A 16,122-nucleotide genomic window follows, 5' to 3' on the forward strand; every position below is an offset into this window, starting at 1 on the left:
TTGTTACTTTTGCGGTTAAATAAAAGTTTAAACAGACTTGTTTTTATCATTAGATGAACGAAGTGCCCTTGCGAATAAATAAATAAAATCATTTTAATAAATATAACTTTGTGTGTATTGCGTTAAAATTATTTAACCTTAAAAATTTATCATTTAAAAATCTTCGTAAAACTGTCTTTCTCCAGATTCTCCAAAGAAAAATCAAAGTCGGCATTTTCTTTATCATAAACGATTTCAGCCCCTAATTCCTGAATCAAAAGATTGAAGGATATCGGTTCGTACCATTGCTGATACAATGCATTCGTCGCCATTACGGAAATTTCTGTATTTCCTGAAACATGGGTATGTCCAGCTCCGAAATTCAGCAATACGAAACACTGTCTTCCGTCTTTTGGCAGCAATATTCCCAAAACGGTCTGCTTTTGTACGGATTGACATTTTGCTTCCGCAAAAAGATGGTTGGGATTCATCATATAATCGTAAGAAACGGCATCGCCTTTTCCGATAACTATTTTATATCCGCAGTCGCTGTTTCCGTTGAAAACGTTGTTCATTACCAGAGTCGGAGCCATTAAACCTGTGTTTGCGTAAAGATATTCTACAGCACCGTTTGGAGCAGAAGTGATATCTCCGGAATACATCAGTTGACCGGCATTTTGGTTGTAAGCTGCATTCCATCCGATTTTTCCGGCAATATTTAATCCTGAAAGGTCCAAATCATAAGCTCCCCATGCATTTTCCCAGTAAATTCCTACCGCTAATCTTTCTCCGAAGAATCTTGTTCCCGTCGGAATATTTCCTACAAACATCTTTTCAGAAGTCGGTAAGGCAAATTCTACATCTTCAGGGAAATAGAATTTCTTTCCTTCAAAACGATACTTTGATTTTAAATAGCTTAAAATAAAATCGTAGTTCAGTTCATTCACAGAAGTTGCAATTGATTTTTTCGTCCACGATTTTCCGTTCCGGATTCTGTACACAAAAGTATCCTGACCGTACATTCTTGAATAACAAGCCGATAAAGCTTTAAACAAAGCAAACGGAGTGGCATTTTCCAGCCAGTGCAGATCGCTGTTTTCCAGCAACATATTGGTTGCGTTATTCAATGGATTCGAAATTAATGGTTTATGATAAACCTTTGACAGCTTCGAAATTTTATTAATCACCTTTGGCGCCCTGTTTTTATAGGCTAAAAATAAAGGCTTGAAACGGTTAAAAATTTCCGCCATTTTTTCCAGTCCGAAACTTTCAAAAAGATAAGTCGGATTGAATTTGCTTTGCTTAATATCATTAATCAAATCATTGTTTTTAATTAATAATGTTTCTTTTGTGGTTTTGTAGATCACGTAACGTAAAAATTCAACATTATTTTCAGGATAAACATCGTAACGGTCGGCAATTTTTATGATGGCTTCTTTGTTTCTGACATTTTCTTTTCCTGTAAAATCATATTCCAGTTCGTCGTGCAGAATAGATAGTAAATCATCAATCGTTTCTTCCTTCAAAGCGATTCCAGATCTTAGGATAGCAAGACATTTTTCCTGAAGTTCTTCTTCGGAGTAGGCTTTAATGACTTTGAAATTCAGCTTCAGATCCGGGATATTCAACACTTCATCCAGAATGTATACTTCACCCTGAAATCTACTTCCATAAGTGGAAAAATAATGAAAGAGCTGTTCCATCAACAGTTCGAATCTAGTACTTTCTTTAATCTTCTGCCAAGATTTATGGAAGGTTTTGTTGAGATCATTTCCGTTCAGCTTTTCTTTAGCGTAGTAAGAAATAATTTCTTTTTTTGCCCACAATGCAGAAGGTTCGATGATGAAACCATCCTGAGAAATAAATACTTCAGCATCCGATTCTTTTGCCAGTACAGCGTTGAATAATTTTAATGTTTGCATTGTTTTTAGTTTAAAAAAATAAGTGAGGAGTAAGGTTCATTAAAAGTGAAGTGTTATAGGAACTCCTTTTACCTATAATTTTTAAAAGGCGGGGAGTAATTTTCCAAATAATTTATAGGAACTCCCTTTGCCTTAAAGTTTTTTAAAAAGGCGGACACTTCGGCAAGCTCAGTGTAACATTTTTAGCTAAAATATTCAGCATTAAATTTTATCGAAGATAAAATCCTTGCGCCTTAAAATTGTAGTTGTTAAAATAAATTGCGCCTTTGTGTATATCTAACAATTTTTTTTCATTCTTTTGAGGAACAGGCAGGACTCGAACCTGCGACCCACAACTTTGAAGTTTACAGGAACTTTATTTGCCAAAAGCGAAAAGTAATCTGTTGCTCTACCATCTGAGCTACTGTTCCTACCTTATGATTAAAGGTTTTCATTAAACCCTACAGGCTTTTACACCTGCAAGGTTTGGTTATTAGTTTTGTTTTTGTTAACGCATTGTTCTTAATCTGTTTTTACGGATAATTTTGAACTCTTAACTTCCAATAATCTGACTTCGGAAAGTGAAGCGTTAAGAAAATTTAAAATTAATCCGTTAAAAAATTCCCATTGTCTGAAGCGCGACTGCACTTTTGAACCGAAGAACTTATCTTGAATTCGCGCAAGTTTTGGGAATTTTAGGATTAAGTTTTAATTTTTAGCGGAAATTTCCAGGTCTTGAACTTTTTGTTTCTTTTGTTTCAAGACAAAAGAAATTCTATGCTTTTCTAAACTTCTTCTTTTTCTTCCACGGTGCATTTTTCTGAACATCACCCGCCATAATACATCCATAAGGCATCACTTCATCCAGAACTTCACACAGTCCGTATTCTTCAATCTGCGCTCTCACATTTTTTGCACTTTTATAAGCAGTTGGAAGCTCAGAAATATCAATTTCGTTGGTGAAGAAACGGATATCTAATCCTTTGGTTTCTTCTTCAAAAACTTCTTCGATAGTCTTATGCGCCAACGATTTTTTATGCTGACTTCTGCTGAAATTTCTTCCCGCTCCGTGAGGCGCAAAACCCAGATTTCTTTCGTTGGTAATTCCTTTTACAATCAAAACCGGTTCCGCCATATTCAGCGGAATCAGTCTCGGACCTGTAATATCCGGCATAAATTTATCATCCAAAGGCGTTGCACCTTTTGCGTGGTAGAATAAATCTCCATCTTTGAATACAAAATTATGCTCGTTCCAGTATCGGTCTTCTTTCTCGATTCCCAATTTATTCAAAGCGGCATCATGAATGGAAATATGGTTTTCTTTCGTCCATTTTCTGATTAACTGCAAGGCTTCCCAATATTGTTTTCCTTCTTCCGTTTCATAAGGGATCCATGCGTTTTCTCTTAAGGTTTCAGGAGAAATTTCCATTCTGAACTGGTTTGCAACCTTCATTCCTTTATCATATAAAGCTGCGCCCGGAGCTCTTGAACCGTGGTGTGTTACCAACATCGTGTTTCCTATATTTTTGGAAATTCCGACAAACAGGAAATGGTTTCCGTCGCCCTGAGTTCCCATATGAGAACGCGCAATGCTGATTAATTTTTCGTCATTCAGAAAATCATTCTCTCTGAAAGCATCCATCAATTCCTGAGACATTGGCATCTGTTCTCCTCTCGGTCTTCCACCGTATCCGAAATGCGTGATAGAATGGGCTGCATCCAAAACTTCTTTAGGATCTGCTTTTCCAAAATCCGTCAGCATCACAGAACAGCAGATATCTGCGCTATGGAATCCCGGATGAATCGCATTTTTTGCCACAACCACACCGCCAACAGGAATATGACCTGCAGGACCTGTAGGACAGGCATCCGGCATAATGGCTCCGTTTTCCAGAGTCGGCGTTTTCATCAGGACTTTCATTGTGTTGATTACTTTTTCTACGTTATCATTTTCACTTTCGTGTTCTGCTCTGATGTTGATCACAAAATCTTTTGCCGTTTCATGAAGCGGAATCAGTTCGGGCTGTTTAAACTGTTCCAGATATTCTTTTATCTGAGTTTCGTCTAAATTATTTTCGTTGATGAATTCAATCGCTTCTTTAAACCATTTCGCTGGTCTGTATCCTAATTCGATTAAATGATTTCCGTTAAATTCCATGTGTTCTCTCATTTTGATGATGCAAAGTAAGAACTAAAGTGTGCAATCTTTTTGCGCAGATAAAATTATTTTAATTATTTTTGACGAATTAACCACAAAAGGCATAAAAGTTTGTAGACACATGAGTCACATTAGTTTTAAGTTAAATGATTGAGAATATTTTAGAGCACATCAGATTTAAAAATCAAAGATTTTTGTGAGGAACAAATAAAGCTCTAAAGTGGATGCTGAATCATTTCAAAAAATAGTGTCCTTAAGGAACGAGAAATAGTTTTTTAAAACTTTTCTACACAGATATTGCTCCGATCGAGCGGATTTCTGTTTTAAAATTGAATTATTTATAAATAAAAAATTAAGATATGTTATTTGAACAACTAGAAAAATCGGCAGAGGGAATTCAGTTTAAGGATGTAATTTCTTTTATTGATGAACATTACGATTTTACTCCCACAAAATTTACGAACGGAAATACAGTAAATGAAGCCAATCAGAATAACGGTTCCTGTAAGATTTTTAGTTTTGCGAAATTAAATGATTTATCTAAAGAAGAAACGCTGAATCTTTTCGGAGAATTTTACAGGGAAGATGTTCTTAAAAATCCTGAAGGAACGGATCATCAGAATATCAGAAACTTTATGGAATCCGGCTGGGAAGGAATTTCTTTTGAAGGAAAAGCTTTAAGTAGAAAGTAAACTGTCATTGCGAATAGACCGGAGGTCTGCGAACGCAGTTCAGAAATGACGAAGCAATCTCAAACAATTTGGAAGAGATTGATTGAGTGCTTCCTTGGTAAAAAAGATTTCATGAAAAATGACAACTATTAACCACCCCGTCAAAAAATCGAAGATTTTTCGCCAACCCTCCAGAGGAGGGGAATTTCAACGCCTTATATTAAATTCAACCTCAATCTAAATCTCAGTCTTAATCTTAACTTAAACCTTAACCTCATCGTATGTCATCCAACAAAAACGCGCTCATCCGGTACAAAACACTGGATAAATGCCTGAAAAATAAATACCGGAAATATACTCTCGAAGATCTTATTGACGAATGTTCCGAAGCTTTGTTTGAATTTGAAGGGAAAGAATCTTTTGTAAGCAAAAGAACTGTTCAGCTCGATCTGCAGAATATGCGGAGCGAAAAATTCGGTTATGAAGCACCGATTGAAGTATACGAAAGAAAATACTACCGCTACAGCGATCCGGATTACAGCATTCATAATATTTCGGTCAACGAAAGTGATCTGAAAGCCATGAATAATGCGGTGCAGATTTTAAAACAGTTCAAAGATTTTTCGATGTTCAAGGAAATGAACGGGGTGATCCAGAAGCTGGAAGATTCCATTCATTCCACCAACCAAAAATCAATTATTCATTTAGATAAAAATGAGCAATTGAAAGGATTGGAATATATTGATGTTCTGTATGATGCGATTTTGCACAAGAAAGTACTGAACATCACATATAAAAGTTTTAAGGCAAGAGAATCAGACTCTTATATTGTTCATCCGCAGTTGCTGAAGGAATTTAACAACCGCTGGTTTTTGATCTGTTCCAATAAGCAGTATGTCTACAATCTTGCTCTGGACAGAATGGAAGACATTCAGACCGATGAAAATATTGATTATATTGATATGAATCTCGACGGCGACGAATATTTTAAAGATATTGTGGGAGTAAGCGTTTCGCCAACGATGGCTCCGCGAAATGTGGTTTTCTTTGTAGATTCTTCCAATGCGCCTTATGTGAAGACCAAACCGTTTCATGCAAGTCAGGAAATTGTAAGCGAAAGTAATGAGGGAACCATTTTTAAAATCTGCGTACAGCTGAATTTTGAATTGGAAAGGCTTCTTTTGGGGTTTGGAGAAAGCCTGATTGTGCATAAACCGAGAAAACTCCGCTTGCGGTTAGAAGAAAAATTCAAAGCGGCGGCAAAAAACTATCAGAATCTTATCATTCCTGAAGAAGATTCATAATAATTCTTGGCTTAGAAATTGTATTGCATGAATCATAAAAAAAATAAACAGTATGAAATCAAGAATATTAAAAGCAGTTGTAGCAGTAGTTGCGCCTTTGGTTATCGAATTTATCGTGAAGAAGATTTCTGAGAAAATTGATCAGAAAAGTCAGAAAAAAGAAGATCCTAAGCAACTTCCTGCATCCACGAATTAACATGACAAGTAGTTAGATTTAAATTATAGAAAAGAGGCTGTTCATTTTTGCAACAGCCTCTTTTTATTTTTAAAGCTTTCTAAATGATTTTAAAATTTGATGCAAACTGAAGGTTCAACGGAGTCAAAAGTTGCAAAATATGATCAAAATGTAATGATTAGTTATTCTAAATTTGTGTTAACTTTTGCATTTGTATTCATTGATTCTATATAAAAGTTAAAACAAAGTTTTTATGACTGTCCGTGATTTTTCATCATTAAACCTTTGAGTTCTTTGCTGAGTGAAACGCCTTTGCGAACTTAAAAACAGTTAGTATATAAAGAATCTTAACGATCCTTTGCGTTAAAAAGTAGTATAATTAATAACGGATGATCAAAAGCTTTTATATAAAATCATAAACCCCGTTTTTCCAGCCCAGAACTTTAGAAGAGTCTGCTTTCAGCCAGTTTTTAAGGATAGTAGCATAAATTTTCCGGAAATCTTCGGTGTAGACTAAATCGCCTTCATTCAGATTCTGTAAATCGGGAAGTGCATTCAGAATTCCTTTTTTCTTTAAACCTCCACTGATGAAAAACATCTGATTTGCCGTTCCATGATCGGTTCCGTTACTTGCATTCTGGGCAACACGTCTGCCAAATTCTGAAAAAGTCATCAGTAAAATATCATTAAAAAGTCCGTTGCTTTTCATATCCGCCACAAATGCTTTTACCGCATCATTAATATCTGTAAACAGTTTTTGCTGTCTTTCATTCTGGTTGACGTGTGTATCGAAACTTCCGATGGAAAGATAATACACTCTCGTATTGATGTCAGATTTAATTAAAGAAGAAACGGTTTTAAAGTCTTTTCCGAGCTGAGAATTTGGGTAGACTTGTTCCGTATCTTTTGCCTTGCTTTTTTCGAAAATATATCCTGCATTGTTGATGGTGGAACCTAAAGTCTGATATAAATAGGAAACCGTTTCATCGTCATGATGATGATCATACAGCGATTTGAAATATTTTTCCTGACTGGTCTGATATAATCTTTTCGGATCTTTAAAGGCAAATGCTTTATTTTTTTCACCTTTTAAAGCTAAACTCAGCATATCATCCACTTCCAGAGCCTGAGTAGGATGATCGCATTTGTAACATTCTTCATCAAGAAATCTTCCCAGCCAGCCTGTGTCAAGATATTCATCGCTTCTGCTTGCAGAATGCCAAATGTCCATGCTTCGGAAGTGTGATTTATCGGGATTCGGATAACCGACATTATTCATCACAGAAAGTTCTCCCTGATCGTAAAGTTCTTTGAAATAGGAGAGGGCAGGATTAATCCCCGCTTCGTCCGTAAGCTGCATGGAATTCTGAATGGCAATTTTATTTCTTTCCCTGAAATAAATATCATTTTTTGTAGGAATAATCGTATTCAGACCATCGTTTCCTCCTGTAAACTGAAGAACCACCAATATTTTCTGATTGGGTTCCAGCGCTTCATCGAATGTCATGGCTTTCAGGAAATTCGGCATCAGAAACGATGCGGTTGCCAATGAACTTATTTTTAGAAATTCTCTTCTTTTGATTAACATAAATTTAGGTTTTAGGGTAAAGATGACAGGTTGCAGGTTTTAAAGCTCTATTTTAACGGCAAGCTAAAATCTGCTACTGCGACCTGAAAACTACATTAACTGATATTCCGGTGTCGACATGAGATTAATGACATTCATTTTCACACTGCTGTCGGAGAAATTTTTCACCGAATTCATATCCAGAGATTTTGAACTCTGAATTAAATAATCCTCCACATTCTTTCCGTTAAAAATCTTTTCTACACGAGTCCAATCGATCGTAATATTTGGATTTTTAAAACTTTTCGTTAAAGAATTCGTGTTGTTTTTCAAGCCCATATCCAAATCATCATCTTCTTTCGGACGGTAATCCAAAGGTCGCAAACCAGACCATATCTGCGGAATCTGAAGTCTTAACATTAAAGTCGAGCTGTCGATCCACGATTTCCCGTTCGGCCAGCCTGAAACATTCGGAGGGTACAAAAGCATCTGTCCCAATAATTTCTGATAAACGATGAGGTTTTCAGGATTCTGAATATTCATAGGAAGTGATCGCATGATTCCTGCCATAAGTTCAATCGGAGATTTTATCCTGTTGCCGATATTTTTTTTATCATAAAACCATGAGCTCGAAAAAATATCCATCATGAGTTTTTTAATGTCGTAACCGGACTGGTAAAAACTTTCGCTCAAAGATTTTACAATGTTTTCATCAACATTTTCATTCACGAAGAATTTATAGATTTTTGTGGTGATGAATTTTGCCGTTGCTTTCTCTTCAAGAATGATATTTAAAACATCTGTGCCTGTAAAATTTCCGGTTTTTCCGAGGAAAGTTTTTGAGCCTTCATCATGAAGATTTTTTCTTTCTTTAAAATTTCCTTCTTTATCAGATCCCCATCCTGTAAAGGCTCTTGCACCTTCCCGGATGTCTTTTTCTGTATAATTTCCGCGTCCCATCGTGAAAAGTTCCATCACTTCACGGGCAAAATTTTCGTTGGGATGATCTTTCTTATTCTGTTGATTGTTAAGAAAATTCAGCATTGCAGGAGCCTGACTGACTTCAAATAATAGATCTTTAAAATTTCCGAGTGCATTTTTTCGGATGACATTTAAAATCTGTCGGTTAAATTTCGGGTTCACCACTCTGGAAGCAAAATGTCCGTGCCAGAAAAATGCCATTTTCTCCCTCACCTGCTCTTTGCTGTTCACCATTTTATCAAGAAAATTCAGATTGAGTTCCTCGTTCTGCTGTCGGCTGATTCTCTGCATTTCTTTTTTCTTTTCTGCCGGAGTCTGATCATTCATCATGTAATCTCCGGTTTCTGCAATATCGGGCGTATCATAATTTACATAAAGAAATGTTTCTTCTTTAAATAAATCATTCATCAGGCTTTTGGTGTCTTTTTTATAAAGATCTTCAAGCTGATTGATTCCCGGTCCGAATCCTGCGCGCCAGAGAAGGTGTTTATTGTTGGGTAATGATGGAGAAATCATATCAATTATTTACTTTTTGATGGGTGTGATGGAGTAAGGTTAAAATTAATAACGGTTAAGTATTGTTAATATTGAGAGCTGTTTTTAAATATTTTCCGATTAAATGTTTAACCTTTAGCTGAAAACTAAACGATTTTTTTAAACGCTTATTTAATTTTTTAATCAAAATAATGAATTGAATTTCATGTTTTTACGTTTTTAAGCATTGTTAAAGTTGTTGTAAAGGCTTTGCTTGGCACGATTTTTACATCTTTCAGCTTAGTAAAATTTAAAAAATCAGAGTTATGAAAATGTTTAAACAAGCAATTTTATTTGCCGGAATTTTGACTGCAGGAGCATTGAGCGCACAAAGTGCACAGATGAATAATATGATAAAGGTAGGAGCAAATGTTGGTTTAGCAGTTCCTTCTGACAATACTTCTATGGCAGTAGGTGTGGATGTAGCCTATCAGAACCTTGTAACTCCGGGATTCGGATTGGGGATCGCAACAGGATATACACACTATTTCGGTAAAGATAATAACGGATATACTAATAATGATGTAGGAGTAGTTCCTGTGGCTGCTTTATTGAGAATTTATCCGAAACAGACAGGATTTTATTTTGGGACAGACTTAGGATACGGATTTTTGGTAGGTGATGATAAAGTGGCTTCTAATGTTGCTTTAGACAGACCGAACGGAGGTTTCTATCTGAAACCGGAGATCGGATATCACAATCAGGACTGGAATTTCTTTGTGCAGTACCAGAAAGTTTTTGTAGGAAGCAAGGGCGATTTGCCTAATCAGGACTACAATGTGGGTAACATTGGAGTAGGATTTTCTTACAACATTCCATTAGGGAAGTAGTTAGATTTAAATATAAGCAATTATTAACCAAACCTTTTCGAATTTTTGAGAAGGTTTTTTATTTCTAACGAAAATTTACAAAAGATATTATTATATTTGATAAAATTTGAGGTTATGATTTTGAATCCAAAATTTCCACTTTATTTACCAGGAGTAAAAAACGGTAGCAATGATAACGTTTCTATCATTGGCGCAAACCTTCGTGAAGATATTACAACTTTAGGATATTTCGTCTCCGGTAACGGAGGTCTTGAGATTGAAATCCAGAATAATTACCCTACGAAAGAATATGCTTCTTTTTCAGAAATTTTAAAGAAATTTATTCAGGACAACCATCTGGAAAACGTGAAAAGGCTTGGAATAGCCGTTCCGGGACCTGTTTTGAACGGAAAAAGCAGTCCGGCAAGATTAGGCTGGAATCTGGATGTTGAAGAATACAAAAGAGATTTCGGATTCGAAAAAGTGGATATGCTGAATGACTTGGAGGCTTCGGCTTACGGAATGGGGCTTTTAGAAGATGCAGATCTTGATCCGATCTACACAAGCGGACACCTCGAAAACGGAAATGTGGCAATTCTTGCTCCGGGAAATGGTCTGGGTGAAGCCGGATATTTCTTCGACGGAAAATATCTGAGACCTTTTGCAACCGAAGGAGGACATTCGGAATTTTCTCCGAGAACAAACGTTGAGGTAGAATTTTATCAGTTCCTGAATAATATTTACGGAATCGTAAGCTGGGAAAATGTATTGTCTAAAGGAGGTTTATTCAATATTTACAGATTCCTGAGAGACGTGAAAAGACATCCGGAACCGGAATGGCTTGCCGATCGTTTCGCAAATGGCAACTTTGCAGAAGAACTGTACAAAGCTGCAATAGAAGAAGATGTACTGATCTGTAAGATTGCGCTGGACACTTTCCTTGAATTTTTAGCAAGAGAAGCCAACAACCTTACGCTTAAATTAAAAGCGACAGGCGGTTTATTTATCTCCGGAGATATTCCGCAGATTATTGCAGATTACATCAACAAGGATAAATTTTACGAAAAATTTAAAATCAGCGATAAGATGGAAGAAATGCTGAGAAATATTCCGATTTATCTGAACAGAAATCCGAATACGGCACTGAATGGTGCAGCACTTTACACCGCTTACTATCAAGAATAAAACAAGGCTCCGAAGAAATTCGGAGTTTTTTTATGGATGATATTACTCATGAAAAAAATTGTATTTATTGATGTACATCAATGAAATCTCTCAAAGCAGTTAGTTACATTTGCACCAGTAAATAACAAACAAGAAAATAACTTTTATTCAAATGAAAAAAATATTTTTATTAGCAGTTTTAGCAAGCGGATTAGCATTCGGACAGGCAAAAAAAGTAGTAAGCTCTGATGTACAGTGGTGGGGTTATAAAATCGCAAAATCTGAGGCAAGCTCTCACAACGGAACGGTAAAAGTAAAATCCGGAGAAATGGTATTGAAAGGAAACCAGTTGGTTGGCGGTTCTTTCGTATTGGATATGACTTCTATCAACGCAACAGATCTTTCCGGAGAATATCAGCAGAAACTGAACGGTCACCTTAAAAACGGAGATTTCTTCGAAGTTGAAAAATATCCTACGGCAACTTTCAAAATCACCGGAGTAAAGAAAAACAACGATAAAGTGTATACTTCTTTAGTTACAGGAAACTTAACGGTAAAAGGAAAAACCAACGCTATTTCTTTCCCTGCAAAAATTACATACGCAAACGGAACAGTAAGCTTAATGTCTAATAAATTCTCTATCGACAGACAGAAATTTGATGTGGCTTACAAATCTACAATGCAGGATGTTCTTGTGAAAGATGATATGGATTTGCTTGTAAAGGTAACAGCTAAATAATTTAATCAAAAAAAGATTGTTAAAAGTGTAGAAGTTCTACACTTTTTTTTATTTTTGTTGAATTGTAAATAAAAAAGAATGAAAAGATTACTATTGTTTGCTATGATGTGCGTAAGTATGTCATTTGTTTTCGCTCAGAAGAAAGGAGATAAAGTGGTAAAAGTAACATCGTCGGACATCAGATGGTGGGGATATAAAGTTGTAAAAACAGTTCCTACTACTCATTCCGGAACCATAAAGCTGAAAAGTGGAAAATTCACTTTTGATAAAACAGTTTTGGTGGACGGAGAATTCGTTATCGATATGAAATCCTTAATGGCGGGTGATGTTTCAAGCCAGGATGAAGATATGGTAAAATTAACGAACGATCTTAAAAGTTCAAATTTCTTCGACGTTAAGAAATTTCCGTTGGCGAAATTCCATTTAACAAAAATTATTCCTCTGGCAAACAGCGAGTACAATTCTACCGTTTACGGAGATGTAACGATTAAAGGAGTGAGAAAAACCATCACTTTCCCTGCAAACGTTTATATTACTCAGTTTACCGTAGTAATCGAGTCTGCTAAATTCTCACTGAACAGAAGAGACTTCAAAGTATTCTACCAGTCTTCTCTGAAAGATTATTTCATCAAAAACGAAATGGATATCCAGTTCAGAATTTCAACAGCAGTTTTGGATAACGAAAACAGAACGCCTGTTAAAAAGAAATAAGGACACCTTTTAATAAATCAAAATGAGCGATTTCTTTGGAAACCGCTCATTTTTTTTGACTGATTTTTTTATTTTAGTAGTATGAAAATTTATGTAGTAAGCGGACTTGGTGCAGATTTTAAGGTTTTGGAGAAAATTGAATTTCCAAAGCATCACGAAGTGGTTTTTATCGAATGGCTGATTCCTCATCAAAATGAAGAATTCTCAGATTATGTAAAAAGAATGGCAGAAAAGATTGATGATTCGGAGCCTTTTTATCTGGTGGGATATTCTTTCGGGGGAATTATGGTGCAGGAAATCAACAGGCTGAAACCTGCCAAAAAAGTGGTGATCCTCGGAAGTATTAAATCCGATAAAGAAAAATCCCGCCTCATCAAAGCCGGACAGATCACGAAAATTCCAAAAGTTCTGCCTGTTACTTTCTTCAACGAAAGAACCACCAATATGTATTCCGTCGTAAGAAAATTCTTTGATCCCCGAAATCCTAAAGTTTTGCAATACTTCAGGGTAAGAGATCCGTATTATTTAAAATGGTCGATTGAAAAGATCTCAGACTGGAAGTTCGAAGAAAATCCCGATGTGGTACAGATCTTGGCAGACCGCGATATTGTTTTCCCGATCAAAAATTCCAAACCCGATTATGTAATCAAAGGAGGGAGCCATTTATTCCCAATTACAAAATTTAAAGAAGTTGCATCTATTTTAAAGGGGGTGTTAGAATAGAATTTATTTTTAAAATTAAATTTCAATTAATTTTATAGGGGTTTGTTTTAAATTTTTATTGTTTTTAAAAATTTATCCTTACATTTGAAGGGGTAAAACACAAATTTTTATGACAGTAGGTTTAAAATGGATCGTTTCTTTTACGATAATTGCTTTGATTGCCGTTGGCGGACTATTCTGGAGTCCCATTACAGATTTCCCGAATACCGGAGCATTTTTAAGTGAAGATAAAATTGTAGGGGCAGATGTTGCCTGGATTCTTGCGGCGGCAGGTCTTGTTTTATTAATGACTCCCGGCTTATCTTTCTTCTACGGAGGAATGGTGGGAAAGAAAAACGTAATTTCTACGATGCTTCAAAGTTTTATTGCTTTGGGAGTAATTTCTATTTTGTGGGTAGTGGTTGGTTTTTCCCTCTCATTCGGAGATTCTATTGGTTTTACCATCAATGGAGAACATTACGGAATCATCGGCAACCCTTTGAGCTATCCTTTTTTCAGTGGAGTAGGAGTATTGCCGCATAAAGCGATGGCTTCTACGATTCCTTTTATTCTTTTTGCGTTGTTTCAGATGAAATTTGCGGTCATTACTCCTGCATTAATTACGGGTTCTTTTGCAGAACGGGTACGTTTCATCTCTTACCTTTTATTCATGGTGCTTTTCAGTCTGTTTATTTATACGCCGCTTTGTCACATGGTTTGGCATCCGGACGGATTACTGAATAAATATTTTGGTGTAAAAGATTTTGCAGGAGGCACTGTTGTACACATGAGTGCAGGTTTTGCAGCTTTAGCAGGCGCAATGGTGGTTGGAAACAGAAAAAAACCTCATCACGATCCTTCCAATATTTCTTATGTCATGTTGGGAACTGGAATGCTCTGGTTCGGGTGGTTTGGTTTTAATGCAGGTTCGGCTTTGGCAGCCAATGCAACGGCAGCAACGGCTTTCGGAACAACAACAATAGCTTCAGCTTCCGCGATGATGACGTGGATCTTTTTCGACAGAATTAATAAAAGAAAAGTTTCTGCTTTAGGTGCCTGTATCGGAGCCGTTGTCGGTTTAGTCGCAATTACTCCCGCCTGTGGTTTTGTTTCCGTTGCAGAAAGTCTTTTTATAGGGTTTATTTCCGCTATTGTTTCTAATTTAATGGTGAATTGGAAAGCTTTAAAGAAAATTGATGATACTTTAGACGTTTTTGCCTGTCATGGAGTAGGAGGAATCATGGGAATGATCTTAACCGCAATTTTTGCACACGGCGAAAAAGCAAGTCTTCTTCACGGTGGTTTTGAAGTTTTTGCCCATCATATGGCTGCATTACTGTTGGTCTCTGTTTTTACGTTTTTCGGATCATTGCTTTTGTATAAAATTACCGACAGTATTATCACTTTAAGGGTTTCAGAAGAATCCGAAGATATGGGACTGGATATTTCGCAGCATGAGGAAAGTCTCTGCTGAGAAAGAGAATGTTGAATAGTAAATGGTCAATTGTGAATTTATTTAAGCTTAAAAACAATTAACAATTGAATGCGAAACAAATTCACTATTCGTCATTTACACAAAAAAGATTATCTACAAGTGTTCATATAGTTTTAATTAGAAAGCCGGAGCTGAATTTTCAACTCCGGCTTTTGCATCTCGATTTATCGTGTATCTTTGTGTTTGGGAAAAATGAGCAAATTTCTATATGGAATCAATATCGGTTTTTGATATAACGTAAATGATGCTTTACTGTATTGTGCTTACTTTTTAAATATTACTAATCCATTGATAAATATCTTCGTCTGAAGATATACGTAAGCTTTTTCTTAACCTATTTTTTTTCTTTTGAACCGCTTGTAGGGTTACATGAGTATAATTTGCTATTTCTTTTGAAGAATAATTAAGCTTTAGATAAGCACAAAAGTAAAGATCATGTGATGTTAAATCAGGTTGTATTTCTTTTAGTTTATGAAAGAAAAAAGGATAGACCTCATTAAATCTTACTGCAAATGAAGGTGAATTTTTCATGGCTAATTCGTTCAGTTCCGTAAACGACTCATTAACTTTAATTTTTAAATCATTAATTATGTAATCCTGGTTTTCATTTACATTGGATAGGTTAAGAAGTTGTGATTCGTTTCTCAGCATCAAGATTGTAAAAATAATGGTAAGTAATATAACATTAAATGAGATTATTAATGATAATATTATTGGGTATTCATTATTTAAAAAAGGGTAAAGAAACAAAGAATACCTTGTAATGCTTAGAATAAGAATTTGTGCTATTATAAAAAGGAAGACAACAAGAATATACTTTAAATCTGTTCTAAAGTTATAAAGAATTATAAGAGAAATTATGATAGGAATATAATAGAAAGTTGTTAGTATTGTGATTCCTCCAAAACTTGAATAATAAAAAATAATTATACTGATTTCTATATAAAATATGAGTATAATTAATTTATTAAATCTAAATTTTGATCTGAGTACAAGAATAATTTTAACAATTATACTCCCCTTAAAACGAAAAAGCGAAATTGATTAATACGCAAAAAAAGCTAAAAAAGCCCATTAATAAAAGGGTTTTGGGCATATTTAACCCTCGGATTGAGAAAAAACGAAACGCCGAAAAATTACTATTTGCTACCATTTTATTACTATTAAAAAAAGATTTCCGCCATCATACAGCCCCTTTTCGGGGCTTTTTATTTTCTCAAAGATACAAATTT

The 16,122-nt window shown here is 35.5% G+C and carries 15 protein-coding genes and 1 tRNA gene; 10 read left to right on the top strand and 6 right to left on the bottom strand.

From position 1 onward, the window contains the following. Positions 1-149 precede the first annotated feature (149 nt). The 3 genes from BW951_RS18490 to BW951_RS18495 form a co-directional block, all read right to left on the bottom strand. Positions 150-1,901 carry a hypothetical protein gene (locus BW951_RS18490; RefSeq protein WP_076395462.1) on the bottom strand — a complete coding sequence of 584 codons (1,752 nt, stop codon included), beginning with the start codon at positions 1,899-1,901 and terminating at the stop codon, positions 150-152. 301 nt (positions 1,902-2,202) lie between these two features. After that, positions 2,203-2,311, bottom strand: a tRNA-OTHER gene (locus BW951_RS22900). A 344-nt stretch (positions 2,312-2,655) separates the two neighbouring features. Next, positions 2,656-4,038, bottom strand: coding sequence for an RtcB family protein (locus BW951_RS18495; protein ID WP_076395464.1), 1,383 nt, complete (start codon positions 4,036-4,038; stop codon positions 2,656-2,658). A 359-nt stretch (positions 4,039-4,397) separates the two neighbouring features. Between BW951_RS18495 and BW951_RS18500 the strand changes: the two genes are divergently transcribed. The 3 genes from BW951_RS18500 (at position 4,398) to BW951_RS22905 (ending at position 6,209) form a co-directional block, all read left to right on the top strand. Then, the gene (locus BW951_RS18500) at positions 4,398-4,730 is read left to right on the top strand and encodes a HopJ type III effector protein (protein ID WP_076395466.1); all 333 of its coding nucleotides are present in this window, start codon (positions 4,398-4,400) and stop codon (positions 4,728-4,730) included. A gap of 260 nt (positions 4,731-4,990) precedes the next feature. Next, a complete protein-coding gene (locus BW951_RS18505; RefSeq protein ID WP_076395468.1) occupies positions 4,991-6,013 on the top strand; it encodes a helix-turn-helix transcriptional regulator in 1,023 nt (340 codons plus the stop codon). A gap of 52 nt (positions 6,014-6,065) precedes the next feature. After that, entirely contained in the window at positions 6,066-6,209 is a 144-nt protein-coding gene (locus BW951_RS22905) for a hypothetical protein (RefSeq protein WP_165763009.1), read from the top strand. A 382-nt stretch (positions 6,210-6,591) separates the two neighbouring features. Here BW951_RS22905 and BW951_RS18510 read toward each other — a convergent pair whose 3' ends face one another. Continuing rightward, the gene (locus BW951_RS18510) at positions 6,592-7,776 is read right to left on the bottom strand and encodes a DUF1501 domain-containing protein (protein ID WP_076395470.1); all 1,185 of its coding nucleotides are present in this window, start codon (positions 7,774-7,776) and stop codon (positions 6,592-6,594) included. A gap of 90 nt (positions 7,777-7,866) precedes the next feature. Next, positions 7,867-9,252, bottom strand: a complete 1,386-nt coding sequence (locus BW951_RS18515) for a DUF1800 domain-containing protein (protein ID WP_076395472.1) — start codon at positions 9,250-9,252, stop codon at positions 7,867-7,869. 284 nt (positions 9,253-9,536) lie between these two features. Here BW951_RS18515 and BW951_RS18520 point away from each other — a divergent pair, with 284 nt between their 5' ends. From BW951_RS18520 to BW951_RS18545, 6 genes are all read left to right on the top strand, one after another. Further along, positions 9,537-10,100, top strand: coding sequence for a hypothetical protein (locus tag BW951_RS18520; protein WP_076395474.1), 564 nt, complete (start codon positions 9,537-9,539; stop codon positions 10,098-10,100). A gap of 114 nt (positions 10,101-10,214) precedes the next feature. Then, on the top strand, positions 10,215-11,264 hold the full coding sequence (locus BW951_RS18525; RefSeq protein ID WP_076395476.1) for a glucokinase: 1,050 nt from the start codon (positions 10,215-10,217) through the stop codon (positions 11,262-11,264). Positions 11,265-11,415: 151 nt separating this feature from the next. Next, positions 11,416-11,982 carry a YceI family protein gene (locus BW951_RS18530; protein ID WP_076395478.1) on the top strand — a complete coding sequence of 189 codons (567 nt, stop codon included), beginning with the start codon at positions 11,416-11,418 and terminating at the stop codon, positions 11,980-11,982. 78 nt (positions 11,983-12,060) lie between these two features. Then, entirely contained in the window at positions 12,061-12,693 is a 633-nt protein-coding gene (locus BW951_RS18535) for a YceI family protein (RefSeq protein WP_076395480.1), read from the top strand. 81 nt (positions 12,694-12,774) lie between these two features. Next, complete coding sequence (locus tag BW951_RS18540) at positions 12,775-13,416, top strand: alpha/beta hydrolase (protein WP_076395482.1); 642 nt, start codon at positions 12,775-12,777, stop codon at positions 13,414-13,416. Between the two features lie 109 nt (positions 13,417-13,525). Then, positions 13,526-14,869 carry an ammonium transporter gene (locus BW951_RS18545; protein WP_076395484.1) on the top strand — a complete coding sequence of 448 codons (1,344 nt, stop codon included), beginning with the start codon at positions 13,526-13,528 and terminating at the stop codon, positions 14,867-14,869. A 291-nt stretch (positions 14,870-15,160) separates the two neighbouring features. Here BW951_RS18545 and BW951_RS18550 read toward each other — a convergent pair whose 3' ends face one another. Further along, positions 15,161-15,541, bottom strand: coding sequence for a helix-turn-helix transcriptional regulator (locus tag BW951_RS18550; protein ID WP_076395486.1), 381 nt, complete (start codon positions 15,539-15,541; stop codon positions 15,161-15,163). 389 nt (positions 15,542-15,930) lie between these two features. On the opposite strand from BW951_RS18550, the gene BW951_RS23085 reads away from it, so the two are divergent. After that, positions 15,931-16,122, top strand: a 192-nt coding sequence (locus tag BW951_RS23085; protein ID WP_228427567.1) for a hypothetical protein, incomplete at its 3' end; no start/stop codon positions are given.

Source organism: Chryseobacterium gambrini (assembly GCF_900156825.1).
In the GTDB taxonomy this organism is placed as follows: Bacteria; Bacteroidota; Bacteroidia; order Flavobacteriales; family Weeksellaceae; genus Chryseobacterium; species Chryseobacterium gambrini.